Source organism: Streptomyces sp. NBC_01283 (genome assembly GCF_041435335.1).
Classification (GTDB): Bacteria; Actinomycetota; Actinomycetes; order Streptomycetales; family Streptomycetaceae; genus Streptomyces.
This window is the reverse complement of sequence record NZ_CP108430.1, coordinates 6,507,702-6,523,613: the sequence shown is the minus strand read 5'-3', so window position 1 is coordinate 6,523,613 and position 15,912 is coordinate 6,507,702. Positions and strand designations below refer to the sequence as shown.

The window sequence follows — 15,912 nt, the reverse complement described above, 5'->3', positions numbered from 1 at the left end:
GAAGCGCAGCGGGTCGAGGCGGGTAAGCGGAGCGGGAGTCTACGTCTCTGAGCTGCGGCAATCTCGTTCGGTCATTCGCTCGGTGTCTCATCCGCACTAGCCATGCGGGGCGACATTCCGGCGCGGCCGCAGGAAAAGGTCTTGCGCGCGCCGACCGGCACCCGACTACGCCAGCGATAGCCCCTTCCCGGTGCGGAGGGTCACTACTACAGTGGTGGCATGAGTGTATTCACCGTGCGCATACCAGATGATCTGGACGCAGAGGTTCGGAAGGCAGCGGCCGACGCCGGGCTGTCGCTGAACGCCTACATGGTCCGAACGCTACGAGATCAGACCCTGCGCGAAGCCCTGGCCGCTGTGGACAGCGAGGGCGTTCTCCTTGTCGACACCGGCGACGACGACCCGGCGGGGGACATCCGTTGAAGCGCGGCACAGTCTGGGAGATCCCGGTTGGCGACAGCACGCGTACCGCAGTCGTGCTCTCCATCGACGAGGTGAACACGAAGTTCCAGGCCGCCGTCTGCTTGCTCCTGCACCCGGCCGGCGCCTACCCCGACACCCTCGTATCCGTGCCGATCGCAGACCCCGTGCGAGCGGTCGCGGTCCCGGTAAACGTCACCCAGTACGCGGCTCGGCGCTTCGAGAACGCCAAGCTGCTGGGTGAAGTGGGCCAAGAGACCATGACTCGCATCGAGCAGGCCGTGCGCTCCGTTCTGGGGCTGTAAGGGCTCTGTGGGTGCCGGTCGCCAGCACCTCATCTCGAACGCTCATAGCTCAGGTTGGAGGCCGTGCTCGAGATACGCCACGGCGCCTTCATCGCGCGCAACCGCAGCTGCTCGGATGCGGCGTGCGAGGCGGGGGATGGTGAGGCTAGCCACCGCCGCGACGGGATGGAACTCGTACGCCTTGATCTCTGACGCCTGCAACCTGATCTGTGCCTCTACCTCGTCAGAGAGAGTGCCACCGTCGAATAGGTACAGCACCTTGTCCCCCTCGGAAGGGCTGGGTGCCCAGTCCACGACGAGCAGGCGCCCAATCTCAGGCGCAATACCGAGTTCCTCTTGCACCTCGCGGACGCACGCCTGTCGCGGCGACTCGCCCGCATCGATGTACCCGCCTGGGATGTCCCTGTAGTCCTTGTACGTCGGCTCAAGGAGCATGACGCGGCCCTGGGCATCAAAGAACAGCGCGCCCGAGGCCATCCGCGGGCGCGCCATTTTCGCTTCGTGTTCGTTCTCGGTCTCGCTCACGAGACCGAGCCTAACCAGCTCACACCACTCGAAGCCTCTCGGCCAGGTCGGCTACCGGGCGAGTTGGCCGTCCGCGCGTTCCACGGACCCAGCCGAGCACGATCTCTCGGCTCATGTAGTGGTGCCGGACCTGCTCCGGCGCCATTTCCTCTGCGTCGAGAACCATGCTGAGCGCGTCATCAGTGCGATTCCAAGCGCTGAGCGCCCGCGCCACTTCGAGGTTGTGCCGCACCCTGCGCTCGACAGGAAGCCCGCTTGTATCGACCTGCGGCCCCAGTTCCGCCGCGACCTGGAAGTCGCCGAGCTCACCAGCGGTGGCCACCTTGTGAATCGCCACGTTGGTGGGCCCGAAGGCCGTCCACATGTGGTTTCCGTCAGTCCCAAGCCGTGACGCCGTCGCATCCGCCTCACGCAGGAAGGCCTGCGTCGTCGCACGGTCCTCTGCACGAGCCGCGGCCATCGAGCCCGTCAGGAAGAGGGTTCCGTAGACGGACAGGTATGCGGGGGTCGCCTCCCCCAGTCCAGACTCAAGGAAGCCGGCCGCATCACTCACGAGCTGCACCGCAGTCTCGTAGCGTCCGGTGGACAGGAGGCAGTGCGTCACCGACCGGAAGAGCGATCCGACGATGACGTTGTTCCCGCTCTGCTGTGCGGCAGCAAGTCCGCGATCCGCCGCCATCCAAGCCAGCTCGTTCTCACCCAGCTTGCCGAGCACCATCGCTGCCCCCTGGTACGTCAACGCCAGCAGCGCGTTCGCCTCCTCTCTCTCCTCCCCCGCGTACGCACGCACTGCGAGCAGGGCATCCGAGAGGATCAAGGGCAGCTGCCGGGTCGCGAACCCGTACTGAGACCCCTGGTAGGCATCCCACACCTCACTCACGTCGGACCGTAAAGCGGACAGAGCCGGGGGTTCGCCATCCGTCGGCGCCCCAAGGAGCGGGGTCAACTGCCGGTAGTCCATCAGCGCTTCGCGCAGCGCAGGGACCGTACGTCGCCCGCTGTCTGTCGACCACTCCAAGAGAGTCGGCTCGCCGATGAGGTCTCCGATGGAGACGTCCAGCGCGTGAGCCAGTGCACGGATTACAGAGAGTCGGTCCAGCTCGATGCGGTTGTTCTCCGCCTTGCCGAGCCAGTCCGCGGTGCGGCCGACCAGTCCGGCCACCACCTCTTGGGACATGCCGCGGCGGTGGCGGTACCACGCAACCCGCTCGCCGATCGTCAGTTGCTGCGTCATTCCTCGCATGACTTCAGCCTCGCCTCGGTTCGCAGATAGACCCCGGAAGGATTTTCCGGGGTCGGGTCATGAGGGGCCCATAGCGTCGTGGTTGTCGGGAGCCAGACATCCGAAACGACCACGAAGGGGTACGGCTATGCCTCTGCCTGCAGATGAGCAGCACCACTTGATGATGGCTTCCAAGGGGCTCCCTGCGAAAGGGTCCCGCCAACGCAGCGAAGGCAGGGCCACCGCTCGGACCCTACGCGGAGTCGGTCCGGTCTCCTTCGAGCTTCGCCACACGCTCGGAAAGCTCGGCGAGTTGAGAGGTGACAGCACTCAACTGGCCCTGCAACTCGCGAAACCCTTGGGCTCGATCCTGCGCACTTCCGGCCTCGGTGGCTTCGGCAACGTAGGTGCCGCTGCCGGGACGGGAGTCCGCCAGACCTTCGCTCTTCAGCACGTCGTAGGCACTCTGGACGGTCGCGAGAGCAACCTTCAGGTGCTTGGCGAGCTTCCGGCCGGGCGGGAGCGGAGCCAATGGCTCCAACTCACCGGCCGCGATCCGGGATCGGTAGTACGCCGCGATGTCCTTCGCCGTCGGTGCGCTGCCGCCGCCCCACTCCATCCAGTCCATCCCTAGAGCTTAACCGATCTAGGTCAATCCAACTTTTTCCGCGGAACCCCTTGCGCGAAAAACTGACCTAGGCCAATCTGAACCTACGCCGCTGACGGATCCCGGAAGGGCTTCACGAGCGGCGGTTGCAAGTGCTTGACCTGCGTAAACGTGCGCGCCGATAGGTCCCGAGCAATCGGGAGCCCTGATCTGGGGCTACCGCGCCTGTCGGATTCGTAGCGACGTTGTTTGAGAACTGAAGAGTGATCGTGCGGGGCTGACGCGAGAGCGGCGGTCGTGGCAGGTGCCTAGGGCGAGGGTCCGGGGGCAAACCACCGCGATGAACGTGGCTCTCCCCCTACGCGCCTGGCAGGCGCCACCCGGTTTTGGGTGGGGGGAGGTACAGCGGGGCCCCAACGCACGTGGCGGCAAGAGTGAGACCGCCCCCGCGACGACCGGGTGATGTCGTCGGCGGCACGCCAAACACACCAGCAACGCCCCTGAACGTGGGGCGCCGGCCGGTGTGGCCGCCCTGCTGGCGTCAGCGCAGTGATGCTGACGCACCCGATTTTCCCGGCTCGGGATCGGCGCTCCGCGACAGCGGACGTACCGGTGAAGCCGTGTCCCTCCACTTGTAAGGGGGTTGGTGTGAACCGACGACATACCCCGGCGTCGCCGTGATCGACCGGCACGGCGACGCCGTTTCATCCACAGCTGTGGGCAGAGCAGTACGCCGCAGACAACCGGTCACCTTTCACCGAATCGCGGCGGCTAGCGCTGCGCCGGTTGCCTCCTTCGCCCGTCCGGTCGTTCTTCGGAGCGCGCCGTACGGGCGAGGCCGAGGGGAGCCGGAGTTCGAGCAGAACAAGTAGTTCGCATCCGGCCTGGGGAATGGCTTTTTCCTCGTACGGCCTGCGCCCCCCGGAGCGGCTACTCCGGGGGGCGCTGTTCGAGCCGTGCCCATCCCACCTGATTTCAGAGGAGACACGACCCATGAAGTGCATCGTTGCTGGTCATGCCGCTGTTACGGCAAAGGAGTTCGCGGAGCTCGCGTTGGGCATTTCCGAGCGTGCGGCTGGGTTCGACACGGAGCTGTTCACCGGCACCGCCGAGGAGTCCGAGAAGGACCGGACCGCGCGGCTGTCGGTGGCCCGCGACGTGCTCAGGGAGTTGCGAGAGGCCGACCCGGTGGCCGCGGCCTACGCCCGTGAGCTGCTGAAGGCGAGCGACCTGCCCACGCCGGCGCCGCGGCCCCGGCGGGCCCGCAAGGCTGCGGCGCGGCGCTCGGCCGTGTGCGGCGCGCAGGGCCTGGCGGTGGCGGCATGAAGACAGATCTGGCGATGGAGGGCCTGGCGGTTCCTCTGCGGGCCCTGCGCGTGCTGGCCCTGGACTTTCCCGATCTGCCCGCCCCGACCGTGCACATCTCCCCGATCTACCCGGAGCGGCTGCAGCTGTCCCTGCACGACGACTTGGGGGCCTTTGAGCCCTGGCGCCTGGCTCTGCACATCGCGCGTGATGCCGTGGACTTCCACTCCCAGGGTGATGGCGAGACGTGGGTGCTGGAGGCGTACGTCGACGTCACGGGCGCCACGGTGCGGCTCAACGCTTTCGGCGACGCCCGCGTACCCGAGCGGCCGAGCGTCGCGAAGGCCGGCCGCTGATGGCCAAGCCGCCAACGGATGACCTCTACGTCCGCTACATGCGCGCGTTCAAGGAGTCCGCTCGGCACACCGATGGCTGTGCGGCCTGCCAGGCCAGCCAGGACTGTCCCGAGGGAGCGCCGCTTCACGAGCGCTTCGCCCGGCTCCAAGACGCCTACAACGCAAGCCAGTCCAATCAGAAGCGCCCCTGACCCAGGAGTGACTGTGACTCGCACATCCACCGCCCCCGGAAGGATCGGGGGCTTCAACCCGTTTGCCGTCGTCGAGAAGCTGCTGACGCTGGCGGCCCTGGCCGTCGTAGCGGTCACCGTGGGCAGCCAGCTCGCCCCGATTCTCGGCCTGGACGGACGCCTTGGAACCGCCGCGGCCTGGTTCATCGCCCTCGTCTTTGACGCGTTGTGGATCGGCGCACTGAAGATGAGCGAGCAGGCCATCCGGCAGCGCAGCGCCGTTGGGATGGCTGTGATGCTGTCAGTGGCCGCCCTTTCGATGGCCGGTTCGGTCGCGATCTTGCTGCTGATGGGGCATGCCCGCGTCTTTGCTCTGGTCCCGGTGGCCACCGCCGTGTTCATGGGGCTGAGGATCTTCGCGGACCACATGCTCGCGGATGATGCGACCTCCCGCGTCATCGAGGAGCAGTCCGCATCTGCCCGCAACACCCTGGCCCTCACCTACGCCAATGCCCGGCACTTGAAGGCGCGGGCTGAGAACGAGGTCGTCATCGAGACGGCCGAGACGCTCGCGGAGGCCCACCGCCAGGCGGTGAAGGCCAAGGCCATGACCGGCATGCAAAAGAAGATCAACAAGGCCCGAGCGGAGGCCGAGAAGAAGCTGAAGGATTCCGAGACCAAGCACGGCCAGGCGGCGCAGGCTTTCGCGGCCCGCTCGCTGCACGTCCTGACCGCCCCCTCGGAAACCCCCCTCGGAATCGACACGGCTTCGCCCCGTGGTTCCGAGGAGGGCTCGCAGCTCGCTTCGGGGTCGAGTCTGAGCGAACCGACGCCCGCCTCGCGAATGACGGGGTCCTCGGAATCCTCGGAAACCGCTGAGCTGCACGAACACCCCGCCGATGCCGGGGCGTCGCAGGTGGCCGACGGTGATTCCGAGGGGGCCTCGGATCTTTCCGAGGGTCCGGGCCGCAAGCCGGGCCTGAGCGATGAGGAGCTCTACCTCACCGGGCGTCGGATCTTCACCGAGCTGGCGCCACCGAAGTCGCTCAACGGGTTCATCAAGGCCATGAAGGCCCAAGGCGCCAAGGCCAGTTACGAGCGCATGGCCAAGACCTACGAGCAGCTCCAGGCGGAGTTCGCCGAGCAGCCCGCGTAGTCCGACACACACATCCCGACCAGCCAACAGGAGAGACAGACCATGTCTGCACGGACCGAGCAGCCCACCGAAACCGCTATCCAGCCCCAGGGAAGCCACCACTGGGTCGTGACGCTGGAGATCCCCGGGCGGCTGACCAGCACACAGTCCAGCACCTTCACCCCGCCACAGGGCTGGACCCGCCGGGATGCTTTCGCAGCCATCAGGGACGAGCTTGCGCGGGACAACCCGGACCTGGCCCGCGCCAACGTCACGTTCTTCGCTCTCGAACCTAATCAGCTCTGACCTCGACGCAACTCTCCGGCACCACTGATGAAGGCCGTCCCCCAGTCGAGTTGGGGACGGCCTTCGTCACGACTGCCGGAAGACAGTCGAATGCACCGCATCCCCTGGCCATCGGTTGGCCGGCGGCTGGCGGGCTGGCGGACATGCGTCCGCAGGTCCCGCAGGTCCGCCGAGCAGATCCGCAAGCGGCCACGGGGAGTTCATCCCTGCCCGCCCTAGCGAGAAATGAGGATGTATGGCCGCCAAAGCGGTCGAAGAGAAGGAAGCCAAAGAGACGCCGAAACCGGCAAGGCCTGTGGCGAAGAAGCCACTGTCCGAAGAGGCGAGATGGCTGATCGGCGGGCTCGCTGTCACGGGGCCCGCCTCCGGGCTGGTCTACCGGGACGAGATCGAATCCTGGGTCTACGACAACCGCATCTGGCTGCTCGGCATCGCCGTGCTGCTGATCGGATCGTGTGTGCTGGCCATGACCAGGGCCTACCGGCGCGCCCGGGGGCCGCGTCAGCGCAAGAGGACGCAGGTCGTGTCCGCCTTCGCCTCCGAAGGGCTGCACGACGTGCCACCGCACGCCCCCTTGGGGGCCCGTGAGGTTCCTGGCGCCTGCCAGGTTCCTGACGCGGTCGCCTCAGAAGAGCTTCAAGGCCCCGAACCGCAAGGCTCCTTGGGCTCCGCTGAGGTTCCTGACGAGGGCATTGCCGCCCCGCATGGGACTGCGTGGGGGGCGCCCCCGGCCATGCCGGGAGAGGTGGCCGCGTCGCTCCAGAGTGATGAGGCCCCCAAGCTGGCGGCTGCGCTGAAGCTCGACTACGCGGCGGGTAAGGCCCGCACGCTCAGCCGGGGGCGCGTCGAGCTGGGCGAGGAGTGGGTCATTGAGCTGCCGCCCGGTGGCGTGTACGGGGATGTGGCCGGTAAGCGGGAACGGGTGATCTCGTGGGTCGACGTGGACGCCACGAAGGTGACGATGCGCCCGGGGGCCACCTCCCGGCAGGTCGTCATCACCGTCCTCGATGAGCCGATCTACAGCCGCATCCCCGCCCTCCCCGATCCGGTGGGAGCAACGTGCCGGGGTGTCATTCCGGTCGGCTACGACATGTACGGCCACCTGGTGGAAATCAAGTCCCCGGTCGGTGATACGCACATGCTGATCGCTGGATCGTCCGGTGGCGGAAAGACCGAAGAGATCAAGTGGCTCGTCTATTTCGCCCTGGTCAATGGCTGGGACATCGTCCTGGTCGACGCCAAGGGTGACGGCGACCTCGCATACACGGAAAAGGCATGCCTGATCTACGAAGAGGTGCCCGACCACGAACGAATGATGGAAATCATCGCCTTCGTGGAGGGAAAACACGAGCAGCGCTCTTCGGAGAACAGTGCATCGGTGCGAGCCGGAAACGGCAAGGCGAAACACCGGCCGCTGCTGTTCATCATCGACGAGGTCAGCACTTACACCGATGAAGCCGATTCGAAGAAGGAGGCGACCGCATTCGAGGCAAAAATGAAGACCGCCTCCCGCAAGTTCCGCTCCTCGAAGATCCTCGTCGTCCTGTCGACGCAGAATCCGAAATCGGAAGTCATCAACACGTCGATTCGTTCGAATCATCGTGTGCGCCTGGCTTTCGGCTGCGCGGAGACCGGACAGTCAGACGTCATCCTCGGGGGCGGAACAGCGCGGGCCGGTCATGACGCCTCCAAGCTCCCCGGCATCGACGGTGCAGCAATTCTCCAGGTCAAGGACAAGAACTGCGAGATGCGCGGATTCCTTGTCACGGACGAGGAACTCAACGCAGCCATCGATGCCCGAGCAGAGGAATTCCACGAGACCGAGCCCGAACACGTGCGTCTCGTCCGCGAGGCGTACGCCGGTGCGGCGTTCCTTTCCACCGTCGAATTCGCCTCCCGGCTGCGCGAGATGGGAGTGAACATCGCCGGTGGAGAGGACGCGGGAAAAACCGGAATAGCCGTCGGTGAATGGCTTTATGAGCACTTCGGCCGCGATGTGCCGCAGGCGCAGAAGCGGATCGAAGGCCAGCGCGTCAGAGGCCGCGAGCTGGCGGAGATCCTCCGCCGCTGACCCGTGCCGCACCTTGTGCCACCCCCGTGCCGCCCCCGTTCCAGTGCCGTGCCGTCACAGGGGGCGGCACAGCCTTGTCACGGCCTGTGGCACGGGGCCTTACCTGCTAGAACACAGTGAAGGAGCTGGAGTTCATGAAAGGGTCCGCGATCGGCCTGGTGGTGGTCGGATCGGGGTTGTTGGCGGTGACCGCCACGAGCCTGACCGGCAACCCGGCCGTCAGCGGCAAGGCCAACTCGGTGGCCAACCGCACGGCGCCTGGATCGGTGCCCGCACGCTACGAGCGGCTGTTCAACGCCTGGGGTAATGAGTGTGACGCCATCACCCCCAGCATTCTGGCCGCACAGCTCAAACAGGAATCCGGCTTCAACCCGAAGGCTAAATCGCCGGTCGGGGCGATGGGGATAGCGCAGTTCATGCCCGGAACCTGGAAGAACTCCGGGTTCGACGGAAACAAGGACGGCAAGAAGGACGTGTGGGATCCGGAAGACGCGATCCCGTCCGCTGCCAAGTACATGTGCTCGGTCTCCCGGGACGTGAAGGATGTGCCCGGAGACAAGACGCGTCTCGCGCTGGCGGGGTATAACGCCGGACCCAGAGCGGTGCAAAAGTACCGGGGCATACCGCCATACAAGGAGACGGAAAACTACGTCTCCACCATCATGGCGTCCGCCGCGAAGATGGGCCAAGCCGTCGGCGGACAGTCCAACGTCGCCGTCGAGGCGGTCAATTACGCGTCCGCTCAGATAGGCAAGGACTACGTGTGGGGCGGCAACGGCGATGCGGACGGCGGTTTCGACTGCTCCGGCCTCACCAAGGCCGCTTACGCCCAGGCCGGTGTCACGCTCCCCCGAGTCGCCAGCGCCCAGTACACGCACCTCGACAATGACGGATCACTTGTCGAGAAAAGCGATCTGAGGATCGGGGACCTCGTCTTCTTCAGCAAGAAGAAGCAGGCCGGTAAGGCCACTCCCGCCGACATCGACCACGTCGGCATCTACATCGGACGGGGCCATTTTCTGAACGCGCCCCGCACCGGGGCGAAAGTCCGTATCGAAAAGATCTGGTGGGGCACCTACATGGGTGCGGGCCGGGTCTATCCCAAGTCCACGAAAACCAAGGAGGTGTGATGGCGAACGGGCAGTGCATCGCCACCACTCAGGCCATGTATTCCGTGGCCGCATCCGCCGAAAGCCTGGAAACGACGGTCGCCGTCTTGACGGGGCTGACCGTCTTCCTGGTCCTGATGTGCGCCGCGACCGCGATCGTCGCGGTCCGGCTCGGCTCCACGGTCAAGCGCCTGAACACCCAGCACGACACCCCGCTCGCCACCACTGAGAAGGAGTTCTGATCATGGCCAAGTACACCGGAACGATCGTCGTCGCAGGTCCCGGTGATGGCTGCATCACCAAGTCCGACGGCAAGAAGGACTGCTCCGAGGGCGCCAAGCAGGTCGTCAAAACGGTCAACGACACCGGCCCGGACCTGGCGCCCGTCTCCGGGTTCCTGCCGCTGTACGGCGTGATCATGGGTGTCCTGATCGGCGCGGTCATCCTGGCCATCGCCGCCGGGGCGGTCATCTCGGCCGGCCGCGGCGGCATCCAGGCCGGGTTCAAGAAGGACGGCTCGGCGCTGAAGAAGACCGCGATCACCGTGGGCGGTCTGATCGTCCTGCTGCTCGGCGTGCTGGCTATCGGCCCGTCCATCGCCACGGCGCTGGGAGGCTGAGCCGTGGCCGATGATCCCTGCGACCGCATCAAAGGCCCCGCCCACAAATACTGCGAGAAGGGCCAGGACGGCGGTGGCGGCGATGGAGCGGGCCCTGACGATCTGACGCCGGAGATGCCCGGATCGATGGACCCGCTCGGCTCCGCCGCCGACTGGCTCTCTGACCAGGCCGCTGCCCTCTACCGGCTGATGGACAAGTCGATGATGGCGGCGGCCGATCCGCTCGGCGGCATCAGCGGCGGCGCGCTGGCCAAGGTGTACAACCCGGTGGCGGGCATCGCCGTGCTGATCGGTGCTGTCGTTCTGGTGGGCGGGCTGATCTTCTGGATCGCCCGCCCTTCGGGGCCCGCCTTCAAGAAGGCGGGCTCGGCCGGAGGGCGGTTCTTCGGGCTGCTCTTCCTGGTCACCGTGATCCCGATGGCGGTGGGGCTGATCGCGTTCGCGTTCGGTCAGTTCTCCACGCTCATGTACGCCGACCTGGCCGACCATCCCTTCAAGGGCATGGAGAAGTCGCTGCTGGGCTCGAGCGGCAGCCCGTATGGCCGTCTCGCGCAGGCCTTCGTGGTGCTGCTCTCGGTCGGCCCGCTGTGGCTGCTGTGCGTCATCTCGCCCGTGGCCGTGCTCGCGGCAGTGGTCTTTCTGCCGCTGTCGGCCGCACTGGGGGTGGGCAAGGGCTGGATGCGCTCGCGCAGCGGCAAGACGCTGCTGCACCTGGTCGCGGCGGTGTTCCTGGCACGGGTGCCGATCTCCATCGTGCTGATGTTCCGCAGGGTGCTGCCCAAGAGCGCCCTGACCGATCTGCTGCTCACCGCGAGCACCACGCTCGTGTGCCTGTACATCCTGCTGAGCCTTCCGGAGATGGCCAAGAACGTCGCCGCCGCAGTCACCCGCGCCCCCAAGCTCAAGACACAGAGCGAGGGGCGCACGGCGGTCACCAAGCTGCCTGCCGACGCCGAGCGCCAGGCCCACGCCAAGCGGCTGGCCCGCGCCCAGGCCGTGCGCGGCAGCAAGAGGAAGGCACCTGGGCCGGCGACCGGCGTCCACGACCCTGCCCGCCGGCGCCCCTACCCCGGCAGCGGCAAGGGAGTTCGGGCCGCGCTGCAGGCGCCCGCACACGCGGCGCAGACATCGCAGCCCGCCGAAACCCGCACGGCCCGCAAGTCCCCCCAACGACAGGAGAGGATTGGTCATGTCCGCGTCCCGGACGTACCTGCTCGATCCGCTGTACGAGACCGAGACGCTCAAGCTCCCCCCTTCCCGTACTGATCTCGCGGTCATCGGGGCCGGGGTCGCGCTCAGCGTCACCCACGGCGTCGCCGTCCCCGGCATCCTGGGCACCTTGACCTGCATCGTCCCCGCCGCCCTGGCGGGGGCGCTGGCCCTGGTCAAGGCGGGCGGGTCGACCGTCGTCGAGCGCGTGGCCCGGCACAGCGGCCACGCGGTCAGGAAACGCGCTCTGGACAAGGCCGTTCGGGAGTACGAGAGCGACAGGGCCCCCTCCACATCCGATGCGGAGGGGGCCCTGCCCCACCACGACGTCTTCACCAAGATCAATGACGTTGTCTGGCACGAACGTGAGGGATACGGCTTCCCGCAGGTCAGGGGCAGGCTGCTCGCGGCGTTCGAGTGGGTCACCGACGGCGCCGCACTGAAGGACGGCGCCCACCGCGACCGCGCCCACGATGCGCTGGCCGCGTTCCTGGAGTGGGTCGCGGCCACCGGCCACGGATCCTGTGTGCGCATCGTGCACGCGGTCACCCCCTATGTGGGGGAACGCGACGTCCGGGCCCAGCCGGAAGGCGACTTGGCAGCCTCCTACCGGCAGTTGATGGAGATGGTGAATGCGGCGTGCGACGTGCACTCCACCGTCATCCTGCTGTCCGTGCCCGCCCACGGCCCCGACGTCGAAGAGGAGACGGCCTGGGCTCAGGCCGCCTACGAACAGGCGCAGGTGTGCGGGATCGACACCGGCCATCTGTGGCCCCGCTCCGCATGGGATATCGCGCTGAAGACGATCAGCGGCCGTGAACTGTACGAGATCCACGACGATCATTTCAGGTCCGGTGACTACGTCACCGCGACCGCGGAAGTCGCCGACTTCCGACGGGGGGAGCGGGCCGCTGACTTCTGGCGCCCGATGATCACAACGCTGCCCCGCGTCACCCGCACGACGGTCGTCGAGTACCTACCGCTGGATCGGCGCAAGGCCGAGAAACGGCTGGAGACCGGGGAAATGCTGCGCACCGCGACCGCCCGCGACGAGAAGGACGTACGGCGGGAGAAGACCTCCACCCGCACCGGAAAGCGGGCCGCCGAACTCCACGAGGAAGACATCTCCGACGGCGCCGCCTACGTGAAGGTCGCCGCCCGCATCATGATCCAGGCCCGCGATGCGGCCGAACTCAAGGAGTTTCGCCGGGACCTGGAGCAGAGCGCCGTGTCGGCCGGCGCCCATTTGACGTGGATGGACAAGGAACACGAGAGGGGCTGGCACTCGGCGCTGCCGCTTCCGGGAGGAGAGATCACATGCTGACCACCACCACCCGCCAGGCCGCAGGCCTCTTCCCCGGCTACGCCTGCAAGCCCATCACCGACGGCGCCCTGATCGGCGCCTCCCTGCTGGACGGCTCGCCCTTCCGCCTGACCCCCGTGGACTGCGACCAGGAGGTCTTGCCGTCCACCGGCATGGCCCTGCTGGGCACGCTGGGCAACGGCAAGTCCACCAACACCAAGGTCATGGCACTGCGCGACATGGCCCGGCCGGGGCGCCGGTACGCCGTCCTGGACGCCAAGGGCGAAGACGGCGTGGGCGAGTGGGATGCGGTGGCCGCAGCCCTGGGCATCGCGCCGGTCCGCTTTGGCGAAGGGGTGTGCATGAACCCCCTCGATGCGCGGATTCCCCCGCTGCACCGCGTGCAGCTGGTGGCCGTGCTCGCCGAACTCGGCGGACACCGGCCGCTGTCCCCCGGAGCGCGGATGGCCCTGGATGCGGCCATGGAGTCACCCGCCGCCCACACCCTGTCGGGGCTGATGGGCGCGGTCACCTCCCTTCAGGCCGACGCGATCCCCGGACGGTTCGACCAGCGCCAGCTGCTCGCCTTCGGGCAAGAAGTGGTCCAAGCGCTCTCGCCGTTCATCCGCTCGGCCACCCGCGGGATGCTCGACGGAGAAACGTCGGTATCGCTGGACGAGAAGCTGACGGTGTTCGACTTCTCCGGTATCGACCGCACCTCGATGGCGCTGCCCGCGCTGATGTCTGTCGTGGGGGTGTTCCTGGAATCGGTGTGGCTCGCGCAAGGCGGGGCCGATCACGGCATCCACTCCACGCTCATCGTCGAAGAGGCCTGGCAAATCCTCAAACACCCCGCCACAGCGGCGCTGTTGCAGCGGATGATGAAGTACTCGCGCCGCGAAGGCCTCTCGGTCACCTCGGTCGCGCACAGCGCCAAGGACGCCAACTCCGAAGAGGCCAAAGACCTCCTGCGCTTGGCCTCCACACGGGTCCTGCACCAGATGGACGAGGACGAAGCCGAGCAGTGCCGCGGCCTGTTCTCCCTGCCCGACTGGGCCGTACATCAGATCCCCCTGCTCGGACGGGGACAGGCCATCTGGCAGACCGGACGGCACGTCAACCTCGTCCAGACCCTCGTGACCGACTACGAAAAGCGCCTGTGCTTCACCTCCAAGCGCCGCGACGCAGCCCAGGGCAAGACGCCCCCACTCGCCCCCGCTGCGAGTCGTGAGTGGGGCTGGGAGATGCCGCCCAACGTCATCGACCACGCCGCCTGAACCGCTCACGCACCTGCCACACCCCGCCCCGCCCTTGATCCCAGGGCGGGGCGACGTCGTTCCAGCACCACCGCACACGCCCCGATCGCCTCACTCGCAACACTCTCACCTCGGAGGTTTCACCGTGCTGTTAGGCAAGCGCCGCCCCGTCAGCTACGAGATCAGCATCACCCCGGTCGACCCGCCCCGGCGGCCCGCAGAGCTCGGAGTCCTGATCGTCCTGATCCTGTTCGCCGTTGCCGCCCTTATCGGGCAGCGCGACGACAGCGGCACCACCACCCCCAAGCCCGAGCGCACGCAGATCACCGACCAGCGCACCCACGGCCAGGAATAGCGCCATGACCTGCCGCGCCTGCACCGGATACCACCCCGTGCGCATCGACGCCTACCCGGTCGGCAACCCCCGCGCTTCCCTGGTCGCCGCACACCGCGCCGACGAGGAGCGAACGAGCGCCCCCGGGCCGATCCACGTCCACTACGACCAAATCCACGACGCCTTCGCCGTCATCCGTACCGACGTCCCCGAGCACGCCTGAGGAGTCCCGCATGTCCGCAGGAGAGACCTCCATCACCGTCATCGGCAACCTAACCGCCGAGCCGGAAGTGAAGTTCACCCCCTCCGGCGCCGCGCTGGCGAAGTTCACCATTGCCTCTACTCCGCGCGTCTTTGACCGCGAGAGCAACCAGTGGAAGGACGGCACCACCACGTTCTTCCGCTGCGCCGCCTGGCGCACCCTGGCCGAACACATCGCCGACTCACTGGCCAAGGGCTCCCGCGTCGTGGCCTTCGGCCGCATCCGCCAGCACAACTGGGAAACCCCCGAGGGTGAGAACCGCTCGATGCTCGCCGTCGAGATCGACGAGATCGGCGCCTCCCTGCGGTTCACCACCGTCGCCATCAACGGCAAGACCCCAGCCAACACCGGGGCATCCAACGACGCGTGGGCCACCGACGGCGCATCGTCCGACGCGAAGTTCGCCGAGAAGCCCCCGTTCTAGCTACGCCAAGGGCGGCCCCCACCTCACGCCAATGACAGCGGGACCGCCCTTGCCAACCAGCACCCTGCAACAGGACTGGAGACACCCAGCATGACCCCTTCCTCCCGGCCCCGGCGAGATCATCTCAGGCCAGAGCCGACCGGGCCGCTGACCACCGCGCTCACGCTCGCGTCCCGGGGCGTGCCCGTGCTGCCGCTGCGCGTGGGCAAGGCCCCCTTCAACAACTGCCCGACCTGCGCCAAGAACGCGTGCGGCGGTCGCCCGAACATGAAGCAGGCCGGGCCCTGCACCTGCCCGCGCCCCTGCCACGCCTGGGCAGCGGCGACCAGCAACTCCGAGACTCTCCGGTCTGCGGCGTGGGCGAGCGCCTGGCGGCAGGCCACCGCGGTCGCGTACCACCCCGCCGGCGTCCGCCTCACCGTCGTCGACCTCGACCACGCCGACGCCGTCACCTGGGCTCACGCTCACCTGCCGCCCACCCGCACCGTGCCCACCACACGCGGCCAGCACTGGATCTACCAGGGCACCATGCCCTCCTCCAACGGCGTACGACCCGGCGTCGACATCAAGTCCCGCATGTCATACGCCCGCTGGCTCGGACCCGGCACCGGCCGCCTCACCGCCCTGCCGGACGAGGTCCGCGCGCTCGCCGTGAAGCCCACCCCAGCCCGGCCCGCGCCCGAGATCACCGCCACGCCCGCCCCGGACGGAGGCGGGTCCTGCCCGCACCGCACCCCGGCCTACCTGGCCCGCGGCCTCACGATGGCGGAACAGCGCATCACCGAGGCCACCAGCGGCGTGCACGCCACCGTCTACCGCACCTTCCTGGCCGTGCTCTCCACGCACGGCCGGTGCGGCTGCCTCACTGACACCCACGTCGCCCAGCTGTTCGCCGCCGCGCAGTCCAAGGGCGAAAGGCCCCGGCACTGCACAGATGCGTGGACCAACGCCCGCGCCCAGTTGGGACTGTGAGC

Annotated in this window: 20 protein-coding genes; 17 read left to right on the top strand and 3 right to left on the bottom strand. The window is 67.5% G+C overall.

What is annotated here, in order from left to right; translation table 11 throughout:
* The first annotated feature begins 219 nt into the window (after positions 1-219).
* Positions 220-423: a toxin-antitoxin system HicB family antitoxin gene (locus OG302_RS29515; protein WP_249590271.1), complete on the top strand. Its 204-nt coding sequence runs from the start codon at positions 220-222 to the stop codon at positions 421-423.
* The gene (locus tag OG302_RS29510) at positions 420-725 is read left to right on the top strand and encodes a hypothetical protein (RefSeq protein ID WP_371529546.1); all 306 of its coding nucleotides are present in this window, start codon (positions 420-422) and stop codon (positions 723-725) included. Before OG302_RS29515 ends, OG302_RS29510 begins: the two co-directional genes overlap by 4 nt.
* Before the next feature lie 42 nt (positions 726-767).
* Here the strand turns inward: OG302_RS29510 and OG302_RS29505 are convergent, their stop codons facing one another.
* The 3 genes from OG302_RS29505 to OG302_RS29495 all read right to left on the bottom strand — a co-directional run bounded on the left by OG302_RS29505 (position 768) and on the right by OG302_RS29495 (position 3,100).
* Positions 768-1,217 (bottom strand): NUDIX domain-containing protein, encoded by a 450-nt coding sequence (locus OG302_RS29505; protein WP_371750273.1) that lies wholly within the window; start codon positions 1,215-1,217, stop codon positions 768-770.
* 52 nt (positions 1,218-1,269) lie between these two features.
* Positions 1,270-2,484, bottom strand: a complete 1,215-nt coding sequence (locus tag OG302_RS29500; protein ID WP_371529545.1) for a helix-turn-helix domain-containing protein — start codon at positions 2,482-2,484, stop codon at positions 1,270-1,272.
* A gap of 241 nt (positions 2,485-2,725) precedes the next feature.
* Positions 2,726-3,100, bottom strand: coding sequence for a GntR family transcriptional regulator (locus OG302_RS29495; protein ID WP_371529544.1), 375 nt, complete (start codon positions 3,098-3,100; stop codon positions 2,726-2,728).
* Between the two features lie 972 nt (positions 3,101-4,072).
* Between OG302_RS29495 and OG302_RS29490 the strand changes: the two genes are divergently transcribed.
* From OG302_RS29490 to OG302_RS29420, 15 genes are all read left to right on the top strand, one after another.
* Positions 4,073-4,405 (top strand): hypothetical protein, encoded by a 333-nt coding sequence (locus OG302_RS29490; protein ID WP_371529543.1) that lies wholly within the window; start codon positions 4,073-4,075, stop codon positions 4,403-4,405.
* Positions 4,402-4,740, top strand: a complete 339-nt coding sequence (locus OG302_RS29485; protein ID WP_361827254.1) for a hypothetical protein — start codon at positions 4,402-4,404, stop codon at positions 4,738-4,740. Before OG302_RS29490 ends, OG302_RS29485 begins: the two co-directional genes overlap by 4 nt.
* A gap of 309 nt (positions 4,741-5,049) precedes the next feature.
* Positions 5,050-6,066, top strand: coding sequence for a hypothetical protein (locus OG302_RS29480; RefSeq protein ID WP_371529542.1), 1,017 nt, complete (start codon positions 5,050-5,052; stop codon positions 6,064-6,066).
* 42 nt (positions 6,067-6,108) lie between these two features.
* A complete protein-coding gene (locus OG302_RS29475) occupies positions 6,109-6,351 on the top strand; it encodes a hypothetical protein (RefSeq protein WP_371529541.1) in 243 nt (80 codons plus the stop codon).
* A gap of 235 nt (positions 6,352-6,586) precedes the next feature.
* Positions 6,587-8,422 carry a type IV secretory system conjugative DNA transfer family protein gene (locus OG302_RS29470; protein ID WP_371529540.1) on the top strand — a complete coding sequence of 612 codons (1,836 nt, stop codon included), beginning with the start codon at positions 6,587-6,589 and terminating at the stop codon, positions 8,420-8,422.
* 134 nt (positions 8,423-8,556) lie between these two features.
* A complete protein-coding gene (locus OG302_RS29465) occupies positions 8,557-9,552 on the top strand; it encodes an NlpC/P60 family protein (RefSeq protein WP_371750272.1) in 996 nt (331 codons plus the stop codon).
* The gene (locus OG302_RS29460; RefSeq protein WP_371529539.1) at positions 9,552-9,773 is read left to right on the top strand and encodes a hypothetical protein; all 222 of its coding nucleotides are present in this window, start codon (positions 9,552-9,554) and stop codon (positions 9,771-9,773) included. Before OG302_RS29465 ends, OG302_RS29460 begins: the two co-directional genes overlap by 1 nt.
* Before the next feature lie 2 nt (positions 9,774-9,775).
* The gene (locus tag OG302_RS29455; protein ID WP_363212562.1) at positions 9,776-10,150 is read left to right on the top strand and encodes a hypothetical protein; all 375 of its coding nucleotides are present in this window, start codon (positions 9,776-9,778) and stop codon (positions 10,148-10,150) included.
* Between the two features lie 3 nt (positions 10,151-10,153).
* On the top strand, positions 10,154-11,416 hold the full coding sequence (locus tag OG302_RS29450; RefSeq protein ID WP_371529538.1) for a hypothetical protein: 1,263 nt from the start codon (positions 10,154-10,156) through the stop codon (positions 11,414-11,416).
* On the top strand, positions 11,340-12,683 hold the full coding sequence (locus OG302_RS29445) for a hypothetical protein (RefSeq protein ID WP_371529537.1): 1,344 nt from the start codon (positions 11,340-11,342) through the stop codon (positions 12,681-12,683). Before OG302_RS29450 ends, OG302_RS29445 begins: the two co-directional genes overlap by 77 nt.
* Positions 12,677-13,939: a hypothetical protein gene (locus tag OG302_RS29440; protein ID WP_371529536.1), complete on the top strand. Its 1,263-nt coding sequence runs from the start codon at positions 12,677-12,679 to the stop codon at positions 13,937-13,939. Before OG302_RS29445 ends, OG302_RS29440 begins: the two co-directional genes overlap by 7 nt.
* Positions 13,940-14,063: 124 nt before the next feature.
* A complete protein-coding gene (locus tag OG302_RS29435; protein WP_371529535.1) occupies positions 14,064-14,273 on the top strand; it encodes a hypothetical protein in 210 nt (69 codons plus the stop codon).
* 4 nt (positions 14,274-14,277) lie between these two features.
* Positions 14,278-14,475: a hypothetical protein gene (locus OG302_RS29430; protein WP_371529534.1), complete on the top strand. Its 198-nt coding sequence runs from the start codon at positions 14,278-14,280 to the stop codon at positions 14,473-14,475.
* A 10-nt stretch (positions 14,476-14,485) separates the two neighbouring features.
* Entirely contained in the window at positions 14,486-14,938 is a 453-nt protein-coding gene (gene ssb / locus OG302_RS29425; protein ID WP_371529533.1) for a single-stranded DNA-binding protein, read from the top strand.
* Between the two features lie 90 nt (positions 14,939-15,028).
* Positions 15,029-15,910, top strand: coding sequence for a DNA primase (locus tag OG302_RS29420; protein ID WP_371529532.1), 882 nt, complete (start codon positions 15,029-15,031; stop codon positions 15,908-15,910).
* Positions 15,911-15,912: the final 2 nt, after the last annotated feature.